Here is a 14,072-nt window from a genome sequence, read left to right on the forward strand (position 1 = left end):
TTCGACTGAACCTGATGTACCGGACTAGCGGACCGAACCATCCGCCGCGACGGTGAATCGCGCAGCGTCCTTGCCTGCCCGACGCGGGACCGGAACCGATCGGTCATTCACTTCCATGGACACCGCCGAAGCCAGTCCCAACGTCACCCGCAGCGGCGGCTTGCCTGCGAGCGTGCTGGTCTGACCGGCCTGACCGATGCCGAACATGAGCCGGCGTTCGGTGGCGTCGTAGATTTCCACCCAGGAAGGTTCCAGAAAACGCAGGCGCATTGTTACATCATTCCCCGCGTTCGCCACGGGAGTTTCGGCGGCAGGCGCAGCTGCAGCGGGCGGTGCATTGCCTTCGACCTCAGCCTCGGCAGGCGGCGGTTCGCCCGGATCGTCGGGCAGATCCTGCTCCGGTGCCGGCGCGACATTCACGGCCTGGGATTCGCTTGCCCGGCTGGATTCCGAGGCCGGGCGGTTCGCCAGCCATCCCACGATCGAAAGCCCCGCGACCACAACGACGATGCCGGCGACCACGAGCAGCGAAACGCGCTGGGACCTGCGCTCGGGCGGCGGCGCGGTCACGCTCACCGGAACGGGTTCGGGGACGATGGGAACGTCGTTCATCATCTCGTAGTGCGAGATCACGACGTCGGGCGACAGACCGACCAGCGCCGCGTATTTCCGCAGATGCCCGCGCGAATAGACCGGCGGACCGAGCAAGGCGAAGTTGTTGGATTCGAGGGCCTCGACGACCGGGACGTCCAGGTGCATGTCGTCGGCGATCTGCTGCACCGACACGTTGCGTTCGGCGCGCGCCGTCCTCAGCAGTTCGCCGGGCGTGAGCGGCGCAGATTGATTCGATGCCGCCGGTTCCGGATTGAGCTCCTGGGCCGCACCGCCCGTCTCCATGCTCATCCCGGCTTCCGCTCCGATTCGAGCAACTGGCGGGTCTCGGCGGCGCTGGGGTATTCCAGCTTCAGCCGTTGACCGTAGTTGTTCGCAGCCGTCGCATTGCCGAGCGCGTTTTCGATCTGCACGCCCAGCCACAGCACGGACGGCGTGCTCTTGCCAGCGGCGAGGAACCGCTCGACGAAGCCGCGGGCCGACAGATAACTCTTGTTCTGGAACTCGAGATCCGCCATCTGGTAGAGCGCTTCCTGGAAGCGCGGCCGCACCGTCAATGCCTTGCGGAAATGGACTTCGGCATTCTTCAGATCGTTGGCGGCGCGGGCGCAGTTGCCGGCATTCAGATAGGCCACTTCGGGCGTCTTGTAGAGCGGATTCTCCGCGGCACGCACGAAATACTTCTCGCCCTTCGCATGCTCGCCGCGCTTGCACAGCATGACGGCGTAGTTGTTCAGGATGTCAGGGTTGTTGGGATCGAGCGAAACGGCCTTGTCCATGTGGGCCGCGCTCTTGCGCGGCTCATTGAGCCGGTCGTACAGCAGCCCGGCGGCTGCCTGCGCCTTCGCATTGCGCGGATTCTGCTCGACGGCGCGATCGATCTTTTCCTTGGCCGCCGCCAGGTTGCCCTTGCGGAAATAGTCGACGCCCAGTTCCAGATTGATGTCGGATGCACGCTCCGGCTGCGGCTTGGACAATGGTTTCTGATTGCTGCTCGCACAAGCCGCAACACCGATCGTCATCGCCAGGACCAGGAACGCTCTCATCACGTCTGCACCGCCACGGAAATGAGTTTGGAGCCAAGTCGAACCGTCGTCCTGTCCCGCACGCGTCCGACCAGCTGGCCACACGCGGCATCGATGTCATCGCCGCGGGTGCGACGGGTCGTCGCGATCACGCCGTGCGAATTGCAGATGTCGCGGAAGCGTTCGATCGCCGCGGGCGTGGAACGCTTGTACTGCGTTCCCGGGAACGGATTGAACGGGATGAGATTGACCTTGGCGGGGCGGCCCTGCAGCAGGCGCACCAGCTCGAAGGCGTGTTCGGGCTTGTCGTTGACGCCATCGAGCATCACGTATTCGAACGTGATGCTGCGGGCGTTCTGCTTGTTCACGTACTGCCAGCACGCATCCAGCAGTTCGGCGATCTTGTGTTTGCGGTTGATCGGCACGAGTTCGTCGCGCAACTCGTCGTTCGGCGCGTGCAGCGACACGGCCAGCGCGCAGTTGGTTTCTTCGGCAAGCTTCAGCATCTGCGGCACGAGGCCCGAAGTGCTCACGGTGACGCGACGCCGGGAAATGTCGAACCCCAGATCGTCCATCAGGATCTCGGTGGCCGGCACGACATTGCGATAGTTCGCCAGCGGCTCGCCCATGCCCATGAAGACGATGTTGGTGACGACGCGATTGCCGCCGGGCTCGTAGCCGAGTTCCTTGTTGGCGAGCCACACCTGGCCGACGATCTCGGCGACGCTCAGGTTGCGATTGAACCCCTGCTGCGCGGTCGAGCAGAACGTGCAATCCATCGCGCAGCCGAGCTGGCTGGAAATGCACAAGGTGCCGCGGCCGGGTTCGGGGATGAACACCATCTCGATGGCCTGGCTGGCATCGATCGGATCGCCCTCCTTCGCCTTGCCGCGCAGCGACTCCATCGACAGCAGCCACTTGCGGGTACCGTCGGCGGACACCTGGGTCATGCGGATCTCGGGCGTGCGGACTTCCGCGACTTCCTTCAGGCGTTCGCGAAAGGACTTCGCGAGATCGGTCATCTGGTCGAAATCGCTTTCCGCGCGTTTGTACAGCCACTTGAGCAACTGGCGGGCGCGGAAAGGTTTCTCGCCCATCTGTGCGATGAACGCTTCCAGCTCGGGCCGGGTCAGGCCGAGCAGATTGGTCTTGGGCGAGGCGGCGTTCATGGCGATGCGGAGAGCCGGGCGGAGGTCGATATGACTGCCGCCCGGCCGATCGGTTCTCAGCGCGTCCGCGGGCAGAGGTCGGCGGCGGCGAAGAAGTACGCGATTTCGACCTTCGCGTTCTCGGCGCTGTCGGAGCCGTGGGCGACGTTTTCCTCGATGCCGCTGGCCAGATCGGCGCGGATCGTGCCCTTGTCGGCCTTCTTCGGGTCGGTGGCGCCCATCAGCTCACGGTTCCTGGCGACGGCGTTCTCGCCTTCGAGCACCTGGACCATGACCGGACCGGAGGTCATGAACTTGACCAGGTCCTTGAAGAAGGGGCGTTCGCGGTGAACGGCATAGAAACCCTCGGCCTGGGCCTGGGTCAGGTGCAGCATACGGGCGCCGACGATCTTCAGACCGGCCTGCTCGAACCGGCGGTAGACCTCGCCGATCACGTTCTTCTGGACACCGTCGGGTTTGACAATCGAAAGAGTGCGTTCGAGCGCCATGGAATCGTCATCCTCTAGGCTGGAAATCAGCCGCTGAAACAATGAATTAGGGCAGCCCCGACAAGGCGGTGCGCGTGGTGGTGAGCAGGGGCCGGATTTGCGCGCGGCGAAGTCTACCCGCCGAGGTGGGAGCGGGCAAGAAAATGAATGGGGACGAGGGGTTAGGCGGCGGCGGCCGCAGGCCGGCGACTGGCGACTGGCGACTGGCTGCTGGCTGCTGGCCAACACAGCAGTCAGCCATTCCTTACTTCTGGCCAGTAACCAGCAGCCAGTCGCCAGTCGCCAGTCGCCAGTCGCCTTCAAACAGTAAAGCTTTCCCCACACCCGCACTCCCCTTTCACATTGGGATTGCGGAAACGGAAGGCCTCGTTGAGGCCCTGCTTCACGAAGTCGACTTGGGTACCGTCGATGAAGCCCAGGCTGTCGCGGTCGACGATCACCTTCACGCCCTGGTCCTCGAACACCACGTCATTCGCACCGAGATCATCGGCGTAGTTGACGACGTAGGCGAACCCCGAGCATCCGGTCTTCTTCACGCCCAGGCGCAGGCCCAGGCCATGACCGCGACGGGTCAGGAAGGTGCGGACACGATCGGCAGCGGCGGTAGTCAGCGAAATGGACATGGCAGTAGCGGGTTGAAACTGTGTCCGGAAGAGTTGAGGGACGAAGCATTCAAGTCAAGTGCGAACGGCATGCCAATCCGGCATGACCTCACGCCTTCATCCTAGCCATGCCGGCGCCAGGCTGCTGCCAACCGGCGCACAGCGTCTTCCAGCGTCAGCAGGTGTCCGCGTTTTTCGGCGGGAACGGCCAGCGCCTCCGCCACTTCGCGCCAGCTCCAGCGTTCCAGCGCATCGACCGACGCGCCGCGCAGACGCTGCGTCAGCCAGGAAGCTGCCGCGATGCAGTGTGGACAGCCGTAAGCCTCGAAGTGCACCGCGGCCAGCGCATTGCCCGCAATACGTGCACTGAAATGGAACTGGGTTCCCTGCGAGCGACTGCCCGCTTCGGCCTCGACGACGTCCGGCGCCGTCGCGAGCCGGCCGGCATTCCGCGGGGCATCGAAATGCTCGACTACCTGCGCGGAATAGATGGTCATCACGCGCGCCGGGCGATCTGTCGCAGTCGCGGGACTTCGCGCTGCACTTCGGCGATCGCGGTATCGATGTCGGCGTCCGTCGTGAAACGGCCCAGACTGAACCGCAGCGAACTCTGGGCTTCCTGATCGGTTCGACCCAGCGCGCGCAGTACGTACGACGCTTCCTCGGAGGCGGACGAACAGGCGGCACCGGCCGACACGGCGAGCCGTCGCAGCGCGAATTGCAGGCTCTCGCCTTCGACGCCGCGAAAGGTCACGTTGAGGATGTTCGCGGCACGCCGTTCGACGTCGCCATTCACGTCGACCTCGCCGACCGCGGCGATGCCCTGCCACAGCCGGTCGCGCTGGGCTCGCATGCGCGCCATGTCGCGATCCATTTCGTTCGTCGCCAGTGAAAACGTCAGTCCCATGCCGACGATCTGGTGAGTAGCGAGCGTGCCGGAACGCAACCCGCCTTCCTGTCCGCCGCCGACCAGCAGCGGTCGCAATCCCAGCGGCGGCGTACGACGCACATACAGCGCGCCCACCCCTTTCGGCCCATGAACCTTGTGGGCGTTGAGCGAGAGCAGATCGACATTCAGCGTCGTCACATCGACCGGCACCTTGCCCACGCTCTGCGCCGCATCGCAGTGAAACAGCACACCGCGCTCGCGACACAGCCTGCCGATCGCGGCGACGTCGTTGATGACGCCGGTCTCGTTGTTCACGTGCATGATCGACACCAGCACCGTGTCGGGCCGCAGCGCTTCCGCCACCTGCTCCGCCTTCACGATGCCGCCGGCATCGGGCTTCAGATACGTGACGGCGAAGCCCTCGCGCTCGAGCTGCTTCAATGCATCGAGCACCGCCTTGTGTTCGGTCTTCGCCGAGACGATGTGCCGGCCGCGATCCGCATGAAAACGCGCCGCGCCCATGATCGCGAAGTTGTCGGACTCGGTCGCACCGGATGTCCAGACGATGCATTCGGGCCGCGCGCCGATCGCAGTCGCCACCTGTGCCCTCGCCCGCTCCACGAGTGCGCGGGCACGGCGCCCGAAGTCGTGACTCATCGACGAGGGATTGCCCTGCACATTGCGCAGACAGTCGATCATGCCATCGACGACGCGCGGATCGACCGGCGTGGTCGCCGCGTTGTCGAGATAGATCGGCAGCTCGAGCATCAGGATTCCTGCTGTCTTGCCGCGTTGCGCGGCCCGGCCGAACGCCGCCGCGCCTGCACCGCCGTCAGCACGCCGCGAAGAATGTTCACTTCGTTCTGATCGAGCTGTGCCCGGTTGAACAGGCGGCGGACGCGCGCCATCAGATGACCGCCGCCGGTGCGGTCCTTGAAATCGATCTCTTCCAGCACCTGTTCGAAATGAACGTAGAACCGCGCCACGTCTTCAGCCGGCGCGAGCGGCACGTCGCGCTCGGGCGGCGGCGGCGCGCCGGGCCGGCTCGCCAGCCACAGTTCGTAGGCAACCACCTGCACTGCCATCGCGAGATTCAGCGAGCTGTAACCGGGTGCCGTGGGAATCGTCATGAGCAAGTTGCAGCGCTCGAGTTCGGCATTGGTGAGACCCGTGCGCTCGGCACCGAAGACGATGGCCGCCGTTTCCGTGCGCGAGGCCTGCACGATCTGCGCACTGCAATCGCGCGGTTCGACGAGTTCCCATGGCAGATGACGCTGACGTGCACTCGTGCCAACGATGAGCCCGCAGTCAGCAATTGCCTCACCGAAGCTGTCGTGCACCTGCGCTGCGCTCAGAACGTCATCTGCACCGGAAGCGCGCGCAATCGCTTCCTGATGCGGAAACAGTGCGGGCTTCACCAGGTGCAGCTCGGTCAATCCCATGTTTTTCATGGCACGCGCCACGGCGCCGATATTGCCGGGATGCTGCGGTTCGACGAGGACGATACGGGTAGGCATGAGTGGTATTCTACCCGCCCTCGAAGCCGCCACGGCTTCCCGCTCTTTGCCATTCCCTGCCCGTCGAGGTTTCCATGCAGCCCCTGCTCAATATCGCCATTCGCGCCGCCCGTCGTGCCGGTGAAATCATCGTCCGCGGCATGAATCGCCTCCATCGCCTCGACGTGCAGCGCAAGGGCCAGAACGATTTCGTGTCCGAGATCGACCTGGCCTCCGAACGCGACATCATCGAAACCATCCGCAAGCACTATCCCGACCACGCCGTACTCGCCGAAGAAAGCGGCGCGAGCGATGGTCGCGGCGGTAGCGACGAATTCGTCTGGATCATCGATCCGCTCGACGGCACCACCAACTTCCTGCACGGCTTTCCGCAGTTCGCGGTATCGATCGCCGTGCAGCGTCGCGGCCGCATCGAACACGGCGTCGTTTACGATCCGCTGCGCCAGGAACTCTTCACCACATCGCGCGGCGAAGGCGCACAGCTCGACGGCCGCAAGATCCGCGTCAGCAGCCACATCGGACTCGAAGGCGCCCTCGTCGGCACGGGCTTTCCGTATCGCCAGAACCTGCACTGGCTCGACAACTACATGGCGATGATGAAAGCCGTGATGCAGCAGACCGCCGGCATTCGCCGACCCGGTTCGGCCGCGCTGGATCTTGCCTACGTGGCCGCGGGCCGACTCGATGCGTTCTGGGAAATCGGCCTCTCGCCCTGGGATACGGCGGCGGGCTCGCTGCTGATCACCGAAGCCGGCGGCATGATCGGCACGCTGAGCGGCGACGAATACAAGCTGCAGCCGAACATCATCGCCGGCACACCCAAAGTGTATACGCCGCTGCTCAGCCTGCTCGGCCCGCACATCCCCGAATCGATGCGTGCCTGAGCCCGACTGTACTGCCTCGCTTTTGCGCAACTGCTCCGCTAGAGTCTGGCGCCTGAGACGCCGGGGAGGAGTCAACGCGTGGATCTGTTCAGAACGAAAATCGTAAGCAACGATCCGCACGTGGATGCCGGGGAACCGGCTGATCCTGCACAACCGGGCGCACAGACGCTCAAGCGCGCACTCACTGCACGACAACTGGTATTGCTGGGCATCGGCGCCGTCATCGGCGCCGGCATTTTCGTGATGACGGGCCAGGCCGCGGCCAATCATGCCGGACCTGCAATCACCCTGAGCTTCGTCATCGCCGGCTTTGCCTGCGCACTCGCCGGTCTCTGCTACGCCGAGTTCTCGTCGATGCTGCCCGTCTCCGGCAGCGCCTATTCCTATGCGTATGCAACGCTCGGTGAACTGGTCGCGTGGTTCATCGGCTGGATGCTGGTGCTGGAATACCTGGTGGCCGTCGCCACCGTCGCCGTCGGCTGGGGCGGTTATTTCAATGGCCTGCTGCAATCGATCAGCGGCTACCTGGGAACATCGATTGCCCTGCCGGATGCGCTGGCCAATGCGCCGCTGCGATACACGCAGCACACGCTGGTGTCGACCGGCGGCATCATCAACATCCCGGCCATCATGATCGTCGTTGCCATCGCCTCGCTCTGCTACCGCGGCATTTCGCAGTCGGCCTTCGTCAATTCCATCATCGTTGCGATCAAGCTCACCGTGATCTTTCTGTTCGTGGTGTTCGCGATCAAGCACGTGAATCCCGACAACTGGCAGCCGTTCATTCCGCCGGCGGAAGGCCCGGGCAAGTTCGGTATGGACGGCGTGATCCGCGGCGCCACCGTCGTGTTCTTTGCCTACATCGGTTTCGATGCGGTCTCGACGGCCGCCTCCGAAGCGAAGAATCCGCAGCGCGACATGCCGATCGGCATCCTGGGATCGCTCATCCTCTGCACGATCGTGTACATCGTGGTGTCGGGCGTGCTGACCGGCATCATGCCGTATCACCTGCTCGGCACGGCCAAGCCCGTCGCCACCGCGCTCGAAACCTATCCCGATCTCACCTGGCTGAAGCTGTTCGTCGAGATCGGTGCCATTGCCGGCCTGAGTTCGGTGATCCTGGTGATGATGATCGGCCAGACGCGCGTGTTCTACGCGATGTCGCGCGACGGGCTGATCGGCAATTTCTTCGGACGCGTCCACCCGCGCTTCCAGACGCCGTACCTGGGCACCATCTTCGTCGGCGCCGTTGCTGCGCTGCTCGCCGGACTGCTGCCGCTCGACGTGCTGGGCGATCTGGTGTCGATGGGCACGCTGCTGGCCTTCGCAACGGTGTGCATCGGCGTCCTGGTCCTGCGCTATACCAAGCCCGATCTGCCGCGTCCGTTCCGCGTGCCGTTCGCCTGGCTCATCTGCCCGCTCGGCGCAGCCGCGTGCCTGTACCTGTTCTTCCGCGCCTTCCTCGACAACTGGCTGTGGATGAGCGTGTGGATCGTCGTGGGCTTCATCATCTACTTCGTGTACAGCCGGCATCACAGCAAGCTGGCGAAGGGATAATTCAGAGAGAAGAAATGATTTCCACGGGGGACACGGGGAACACAGGGTCTCGGAACAGAGAATTTTCTTCTCTTATCCCCGTGCTCCCCGTGTCCCCATTCCTCCCCGTGGAAACTCTTCTTTCTTGATCTCCGGCTCCGTGTCCTACTCTTCCCCCTCGATCTTCTTCCTGAGCTTCACCGGATCGGCTGCAGTCTGCTTGCTGCGCATGCGGATGTTGAGCATCTCGACCGCCACCGAGAAGGCCATCGCGAAGTAGATGTAGCCCTTGGGAATGTGGAATTCGAAACCTTCGCCGATCAGCGCCATGCCGATCAGGATCAGGAAGGACAGCGCCAGCATCTTGATGGTGGGGTGACGATCGACGAAATCGCTGATCGGGCCGGCCAGGAACATCATCATCAGGACGGCCACGATCACTGCGGCAATCATCACTTCGACGTGATCGGCCATGCCGACCGCGGTGATGACCGAGTCGAGCGAGAACACGATGTCGATGACGGCGATCTGCAGGATCACGCTGGTGAAGGTTGCGCGGGCCACACCTTTCTTCTCGTCGTCGCCCTCTTCGTCGCCTTCCAGTCCGTGATGGATCTCCAGCGTGCTCTTGGCGAGCAGGAACAGACCGCCGCCGATCAGGATCACGTCACGCCCGGAAATGCCCATGCCCAGGACGCTGAACAGGTCGGCCGAGAGACTCATCACCCAGGTGATCGACAGCAGCAGCAGGATGCGCGTGATCATCGCCAGCGCCAGGCCGATCGTCCGTCCTCTCGCGCGCTGCGCGGCCGGCAGCCGCCCGACCAGGATGGAAATGAAGATGATGTTGTCGATGCCGAGGACGATCTCGAGCGCGGTCAGCGTGACGAACGCCAGCCAGACCTGCGGATCGGACAACATCTCCATTCAAGTTCTCCAGAAGGATGGATTAAGAGGAGAAGCCGCAAAAGACCGCATAAAAGAAGCAGAAAACGAGTCGGAAGAAATGGCTCTTCCTTGATCTTTCATGCGGTCTTTCGCGGCTCTCGCCTCTTGCTAGGCTGACTGTTCCCGCCGCGAAACCCACACCGAAGCGAGAATGCCCAGCAGCAGGAAGCCGACGATGATCCCCAGCGACAGCGCATGCGGGATCAGCACATGGTGGTGCAGCATCATCTTCACGCCGACGAAGGCGAGGATGGCGATCAGGCTGTACTTGATGTAGCGGAACATGACCATCAGGCCGGCGATGGCGAAGTACAGGGCACGCAGGCCGAGGATGGCGAAGGCATTGGAAGTGAAGACCAGGAACGGATCCTGCGTCACCGCGAAAATGGCGGGAATCGAATCGACCGCGAAGACGACGTCGGCAAAGTCCACCAGCAGCAGCGTCACGAACAGCGGGGTCGCGGCCCGTGCGCCATTCTCCATGGTGAAGAAGCGATCGCCATCGAGGCGGTCCGTGAGCGGATAGACGCGACGGGCGATCTTCACCAGCACGCTGGTCGACGGATCGAACTCGTCATCGCTCTTGAGCATGCGTGCCGCCGACAGCAGCAGGATCGCGCCGAACACGTAGAACATCCAGTCGAACGCGTGAATCAGCGCCGCGCCCGCCGCGATCATGACGCCGCGCAACACGATGGCGCCGACGATGCCCCAGAACAGCACGCGATACTGGTACTGCGCCGGGATCTTCATGAACGTGAAGATCACGGCGATGACGAAGATGTTGTCGACCGACAGCGACCATTCCAGCAGGTAGCCGGTCACGTACTGCAGCCACGCCTCGGCGCCGCTCGTCGCGGTGGATCCGGGATTCCAGCCGAACCAGTGATGCTCGTAGACGCCGTAGACCAGCCCGCCGAACGACATCGCGACGCAGATCCAGACGACGGTCCAGCCGAGCGCCTGACGCACGCTCATGGTGCGCGATTCCCGGTGCAGGACGCTGAGGTCGAGCACCAGGACACCGAGGAAAATCGCGAAGAACCCCGCCCAGACGATCCAGTTCATTGGGCGCGATCCAGGTAACGAGGCGACGGAAGTTCAGGAAGCATCCGGCAGGGCGACGCAGAAATTGCGCACGAACGCCATCGACTCACGGCATCGCATCCACTTCTTTGTCTTTTTCCTGCGGCGGCATGAGGTCGCGTGCCGACAGATTCATGTCGAGTGCCAGCGCGCCGGCGACGTAGATGGACGAGTACGTGCCGACGAGGATGCCGATGGTCAGCGCCCAGGAGAAACCGCGCAGCGTTTCGCCGCCTTCGATCAGCAGCACGACCACGACCAGCAGCGTCGCGCCGCTGGTGATGACGGTGCGCGACAGCGTCTGGTTGATGGATGCATCCATGATCTCTTCGGCCGTGGCCTTGCGCATCGAATGGAAATTCTCGCGCACGCGATCGAACACCACGACGGTATCGTTCAGCGAATAGCCGATGACGGCGAGGATGGCCGCGAGCACGGCGAGATCGAACGTGATGCCGGTGACGGCAAAGAAGCCGAGGATGAGCAGCGGATCGTGCAGGGTCGCGATCACGGCGCTGACGCCCATCTTCCACTGGAAGCGGAACCAGGTGTAGATGCCGATCAGCACGAACGTGAACAGCACGGCCAGGCCGCCCTGATTGGTCAGTTCCTCGCCGACCTGCGGGCCGACGACTTCCGTACGTCGCAGTTCGACGTTCGGATCGACCTTGCGCAGCGCCTCTTCCACGCGCTTGCTGACTTCATTGACGTCCTGGTTCTCCTGCGGCAGCAGCCGCACCAGCAGCGTGCGATCGTCGCCGAAGGTCTGGACCTGCGGATGCGAGTAGTCGAGCCCTTCCACGACGCCGCGCGTCTCTTCGATATTCGCCTTCTGCGGGAAGCCGAACTCCATGACCACGCCGCCGGTGAAGTCGATGCCGAAGTTCAGGCCATGCCAGAACAGCAGGATGACCGACCCGACGCACGCGGCGATCGACACGGCGTACCAGCGACGCCGCGTGTGCATGAAGGGATAGGACGTGACCCGGTGAAAGAATTCCATGACGGCAGCCCTTTAAATCGACAGGTGCGTCAGGCGCGGCCGACGACCCCAGATGAAGTGGACCAGCGCGCGGCTGCCGACGATCGACGTGAACAATGAAGTCAGAATGCCCAGCGTCATGACGATGGCGAAGCTGCGGATCGTGCCGGTACCGAAGGCGAACAGCACGACGCCGGCGATCAGCGTAGTCACGTTCGAGTCGGCGATCGTGGCGAAGGCGCGTTCGAAGCCCGCATTGATCGCCGCCATCGGCGAATTGCCGGCGCGCAGTTCTTCGCGGATACGCTCATAAATAAGAATGTTGGCGTCGACCGCGATACCCAGATGGAACACGACGGCCGCGATACCCGGCAGCGACAGCGATGCCTGCAGCATCGACAGCAGGCCCACCGTCAGGATCAGGTTCGCCGCCAGCACGGCATTCGCCACCCAGCCGAAGGCGCGGTAGTAGATCGCCATGAAGATGAAGGTCAGCACCAAGCCGATCGCCATCGCGCGCAGACCGCGATCGATGTTGTCCTGTCCGAGGCTCGGACCGACGGAACGCTGCTCGACGATGGTCTGCGGCGCCGCCAGCGAGCCGGAGCGCAGCAACAGCGCCAGTTCGCGCGCCTCGTTCGCCTGCAGGCCGGTGATGCGGAAGCGCGAAGACAGCACGCTCTGGATGGTGGCGGCGCTGATGACGCGCTCTTCGGTGCAGACGTCGCCGCGCCGCTGACCTTCGCAGCGCTCATTGGCAGCGAGGTATTTCTTTTCCAGGTACACGACCGCCATGCGCCGGCCGACGTTTTCGCGCGTCGCCTTGAGCATTTCCTGACCGCCGCGGGCGTCGAGCGTCACGTTGACTTCGGGCTGGCCTTCGCCGAAGCCGGACATGGCATCGGCGAGCTGATCGCCGGTGGCGATGATGTCGCGCTTCAGCAGGATCGGCCGGCCATCGGACATCTTGTAGAGCTTCGAGCCGATCGGTACGCGCTTGGTCTGTTCGGCCGCATACGGATCGTTGTTCTCGTCGACCAGCCGGAACTCGACGGTGGCCGTGGCGCCGAGCACGCGGATGGCTTCGTTCGGATCGGACACGCCGGGCAGTTCGACGACGATGCGCTTGATGGCCTGACGCGTGATCACCGGCTCGGAGACGCCGAGTTCATCGACGCGGTTGCGCAGCGTGGTGATGTTCTGCTGCACCGCCTGGTCCTGGCGGCGCTTGATCTCGGCCGGGGTCATGCGCATTTCGATGGTGGCGCCCTCGCCGCCCGTGCGCGAGGTCAGCGTCAGCGAGCCGTCCGGCGCCTTGAGCGCATCCATCGCTGCCTGCAGATCGTTCGCGCTGCGCAGCACGACGCTGACCACGTCGTTTTCGGTGGCCACGCTGACATAGGGAATGCGCTGATCGCGCAGCGTCGCACGCGCGTCGCGGTCGATGCGCTCCATCGCCATCTGCACGGCGCCATCGACGTCCACCTCGTACACGAAGTGCACGCCGCCGCGCAGGTCGAGACCGAGGCTCATGGGCTTGAGGCCCATCTTGCGCAGCAGTTCCGGCGTGCGCGGCACGTTGGCCAGCGCGATCAGGAATTCGCCGGGGGCGTCCTTGGTGATCGCCTCGCGCGCCTGCGCCTGCTGATCCTGGGTCGCAAACCGCAGGACGCCGCGATCCTTTTCGAGATGGGACGTCTCCAGCGGAATGCCGTGGGTCTGCAGGATGCCGCGCAGCTGCTCCATGTCGGCGTCCTGCACGGCCTGCCGGTCATTGCGCGAGAGCTGCAGCGCCGGTCCTTCGCCGTAGAGGTTGGGAATGAAAAACAGGATACCGACCAGCATCACGATGATGACCAGCCAGTACTTCCACTTCGGGAAATGGTACATGCGCGCGATCTCGCAACCGGCCCGCGAAGGGCTCAGGCGCTCTTGAGGGTGCCTTTCGGAAGAACCTGGGAGACCGTGTGGCGCTGCACTTTCACATTGACGCCATCCGCGATCTCGATGGTCAGGAATTGCTCGCTGACGGCGGTGATCCTGCCGAGGATGCCGCCGTTGGTGACGACTTCCGCGCCCACTTCAAGGGCGGCCACCATCTCGCGATGCTCCTTGGCGCGCTTGGTCTGGGGACGGATCAACAGGAAGTAGAAGACGACGAAGATCAGGATCAACGGCAGGAACTGCATGAGGGCACTGCCTTGCGGGGCACCCTGAGCCTGCGCGTGCGCGGTTGAAATCAGCCAATCCATCTAGCGTCCCCTGTAAGGATCTGAAGAGTTGAATGGGACCCGCAGCGGCAGCCCGGCCCAAAGAGCGGCGCATTATACACAC

General features: G+C 63.7%; 15 protein-coding genes. 2 read left to right on the plus strand and 13 right to left on the minus strand.

The features are described from left to right. Positions 1-24 precede the first annotated feature (24 nt). The 8 genes from V7D81_RS01365 to V7D81_RS01400 form a co-directional block, all read right to left on the minus strand. Positions 25-903 (minus strand): RodZ domain-containing protein, encoded by an 879-nt coding sequence (locus V7D81_RS01365; protein WP_324313980.1) that lies wholly within the window; start codon positions 901-903, stop codon positions 25-27. Continuing rightward, positions 900-1,658 (minus strand): type IV pilus biogenesis/stability protein PilW, encoded by a 759-nt coding sequence (gene pilW, locus V7D81_RS01370; protein WP_324313981.1) that lies wholly within the window; start codon positions 1,656-1,658, stop codon positions 900-902. The genes V7D81_RS01365 and pilW overlap by 4 nt, the downstream gene beginning before the upstream one ends. Then, positions 1,658-2,806, minus strand: coding sequence for a 23S rRNA (adenine(2503)-C(2))-methyltransferase RlmN (gene rlmN, locus V7D81_RS01375; protein ID WP_324313983.1), 1,149 nt, complete (start codon positions 2,804-2,806; stop codon positions 1,658-1,660). Before rlmN ends, pilW begins: the two co-directional genes overlap by 1 nt. A 56-nt stretch (positions 2,807-2,862) precedes the next feature. After that, on the minus strand, positions 2,863-3,294 hold the full coding sequence (gene ndk / locus V7D81_RS01380; protein ID WP_324313985.1) for a nucleoside-diphosphate kinase: 432 nt from the start codon (positions 3,292-3,294) through the stop codon (positions 2,863-2,865). A gap of 299 nt (positions 3,295-3,593) precedes the next feature. Further along, positions 3,594-3,917, minus strand: a complete 324-nt coding sequence (gene iscA / locus V7D81_RS01385) for an iron-sulfur cluster assembly protein IscA (RefSeq protein ID WP_324313987.1) — start codon at positions 3,915-3,917, stop codon at positions 3,594-3,596. Between the two features lie 101 nt (positions 3,918-4,018). Then, on the minus strand, positions 4,019-4,393 hold the full coding sequence (locus tag V7D81_RS01390; protein WP_324313988.1) for an iron-sulfur cluster assembly scaffold protein: 375 nt from the start codon (positions 4,391-4,393) through the stop codon (positions 4,019-4,021). Further along, a complete protein-coding gene (locus V7D81_RS01395) occupies positions 4,393-5,553 on the minus strand; it encodes a cysteine desulfurase family protein (RefSeq protein WP_324313989.1) in 1,161 nt (386 codons plus the stop codon). The genes V7D81_RS01390 and V7D81_RS01395 overlap by 1 nt, the downstream gene beginning before the upstream one ends. After that, a complete protein-coding gene (locus V7D81_RS01400) occupies positions 5,553-6,302 on the minus strand; it encodes an RNA methyltransferase (RefSeq protein WP_324313990.1) in 750 nt (249 codons plus the stop codon). Before V7D81_RS01400 ends, V7D81_RS01395 begins: the two co-directional genes overlap by 1 nt. Before the next feature lie 74 nt (positions 6,303-6,376). Between V7D81_RS01400 and V7D81_RS01405 the strand changes: the two genes are divergently transcribed. After that, positions 6,377-7,186: an inositol monophosphatase family protein gene (locus tag V7D81_RS01405; protein ID WP_324313991.1), complete on the plus strand. Its 810-nt coding sequence runs from the start codon at positions 6,377-6,379 to the stop codon at positions 7,184-7,186. Between the two features lie 78 nt (positions 7,187-7,264). Beyond that, entirely contained in the window at positions 7,265-8,743 is a 1,479-nt protein-coding gene (locus V7D81_RS01410) for an amino acid permease (RefSeq protein ID WP_324313992.1), read from the plus strand. A 144-nt stretch (positions 8,744-8,887) separates the two neighbouring features. On the opposite strand, the gene V7D81_RS01415 is transcribed toward V7D81_RS01410, so the two are convergent. The 5 genes from V7D81_RS01415 to yajC form a co-directional block, all read right to left on the minus strand. Continuing rightward, positions 8,888-9,649, minus strand: a complete 762-nt coding sequence (locus V7D81_RS01415) for a TerC family protein (RefSeq protein ID WP_324313993.1) — start codon at positions 9,647-9,649, stop codon at positions 8,888-8,890. A gap of 129 nt (positions 9,650-9,778) precedes the next feature. Continuing rightward, on the minus strand, positions 9,779-10,738 hold the full coding sequence (locus tag V7D81_RS01420) for a TerC family protein (RefSeq protein ID WP_324313994.1): 960 nt from the start codon (positions 10,736-10,738) through the stop codon (positions 9,779-9,781). A gap of 85 nt (positions 10,739-10,823) precedes the next feature. Next, positions 10,824-11,759, minus strand: coding sequence for a protein translocase subunit SecF (gene secF, locus V7D81_RS01425; protein WP_324313995.1), 936 nt, complete (start codon positions 11,757-11,759; stop codon positions 10,824-10,826). 12 nt (positions 11,760-11,771) lie between these two features. Beyond that, positions 11,772-13,628: a protein translocase subunit SecD gene (gene secD, locus V7D81_RS01430; protein ID WP_324313996.1), complete on the minus strand. Its 1,857-nt coding sequence runs from the start codon at positions 13,626-13,628 to the stop codon at positions 11,772-11,774. Positions 13,629-13,660: 32 nt separating this feature from the next. Then, on the minus strand, positions 13,661-13,990 hold the full coding sequence (gene yajC, locus V7D81_RS01435; RefSeq protein ID WP_324313997.1) for a preprotein translocase subunit YajC: 330 nt from the start codon (positions 13,988-13,990) through the stop codon (positions 13,661-13,663). Positions 13,991-14,072 lie beyond the last annotated feature (82 nt).

This window comes from Povalibacter sp., from assembly GCF_036735925.1.
Taxonomy (GTDB): domain Bacteria; phylum Pseudomonadota; class Gammaproteobacteria; order Steroidobacterales; family Steroidobacteraceae; genus Steroidobacter.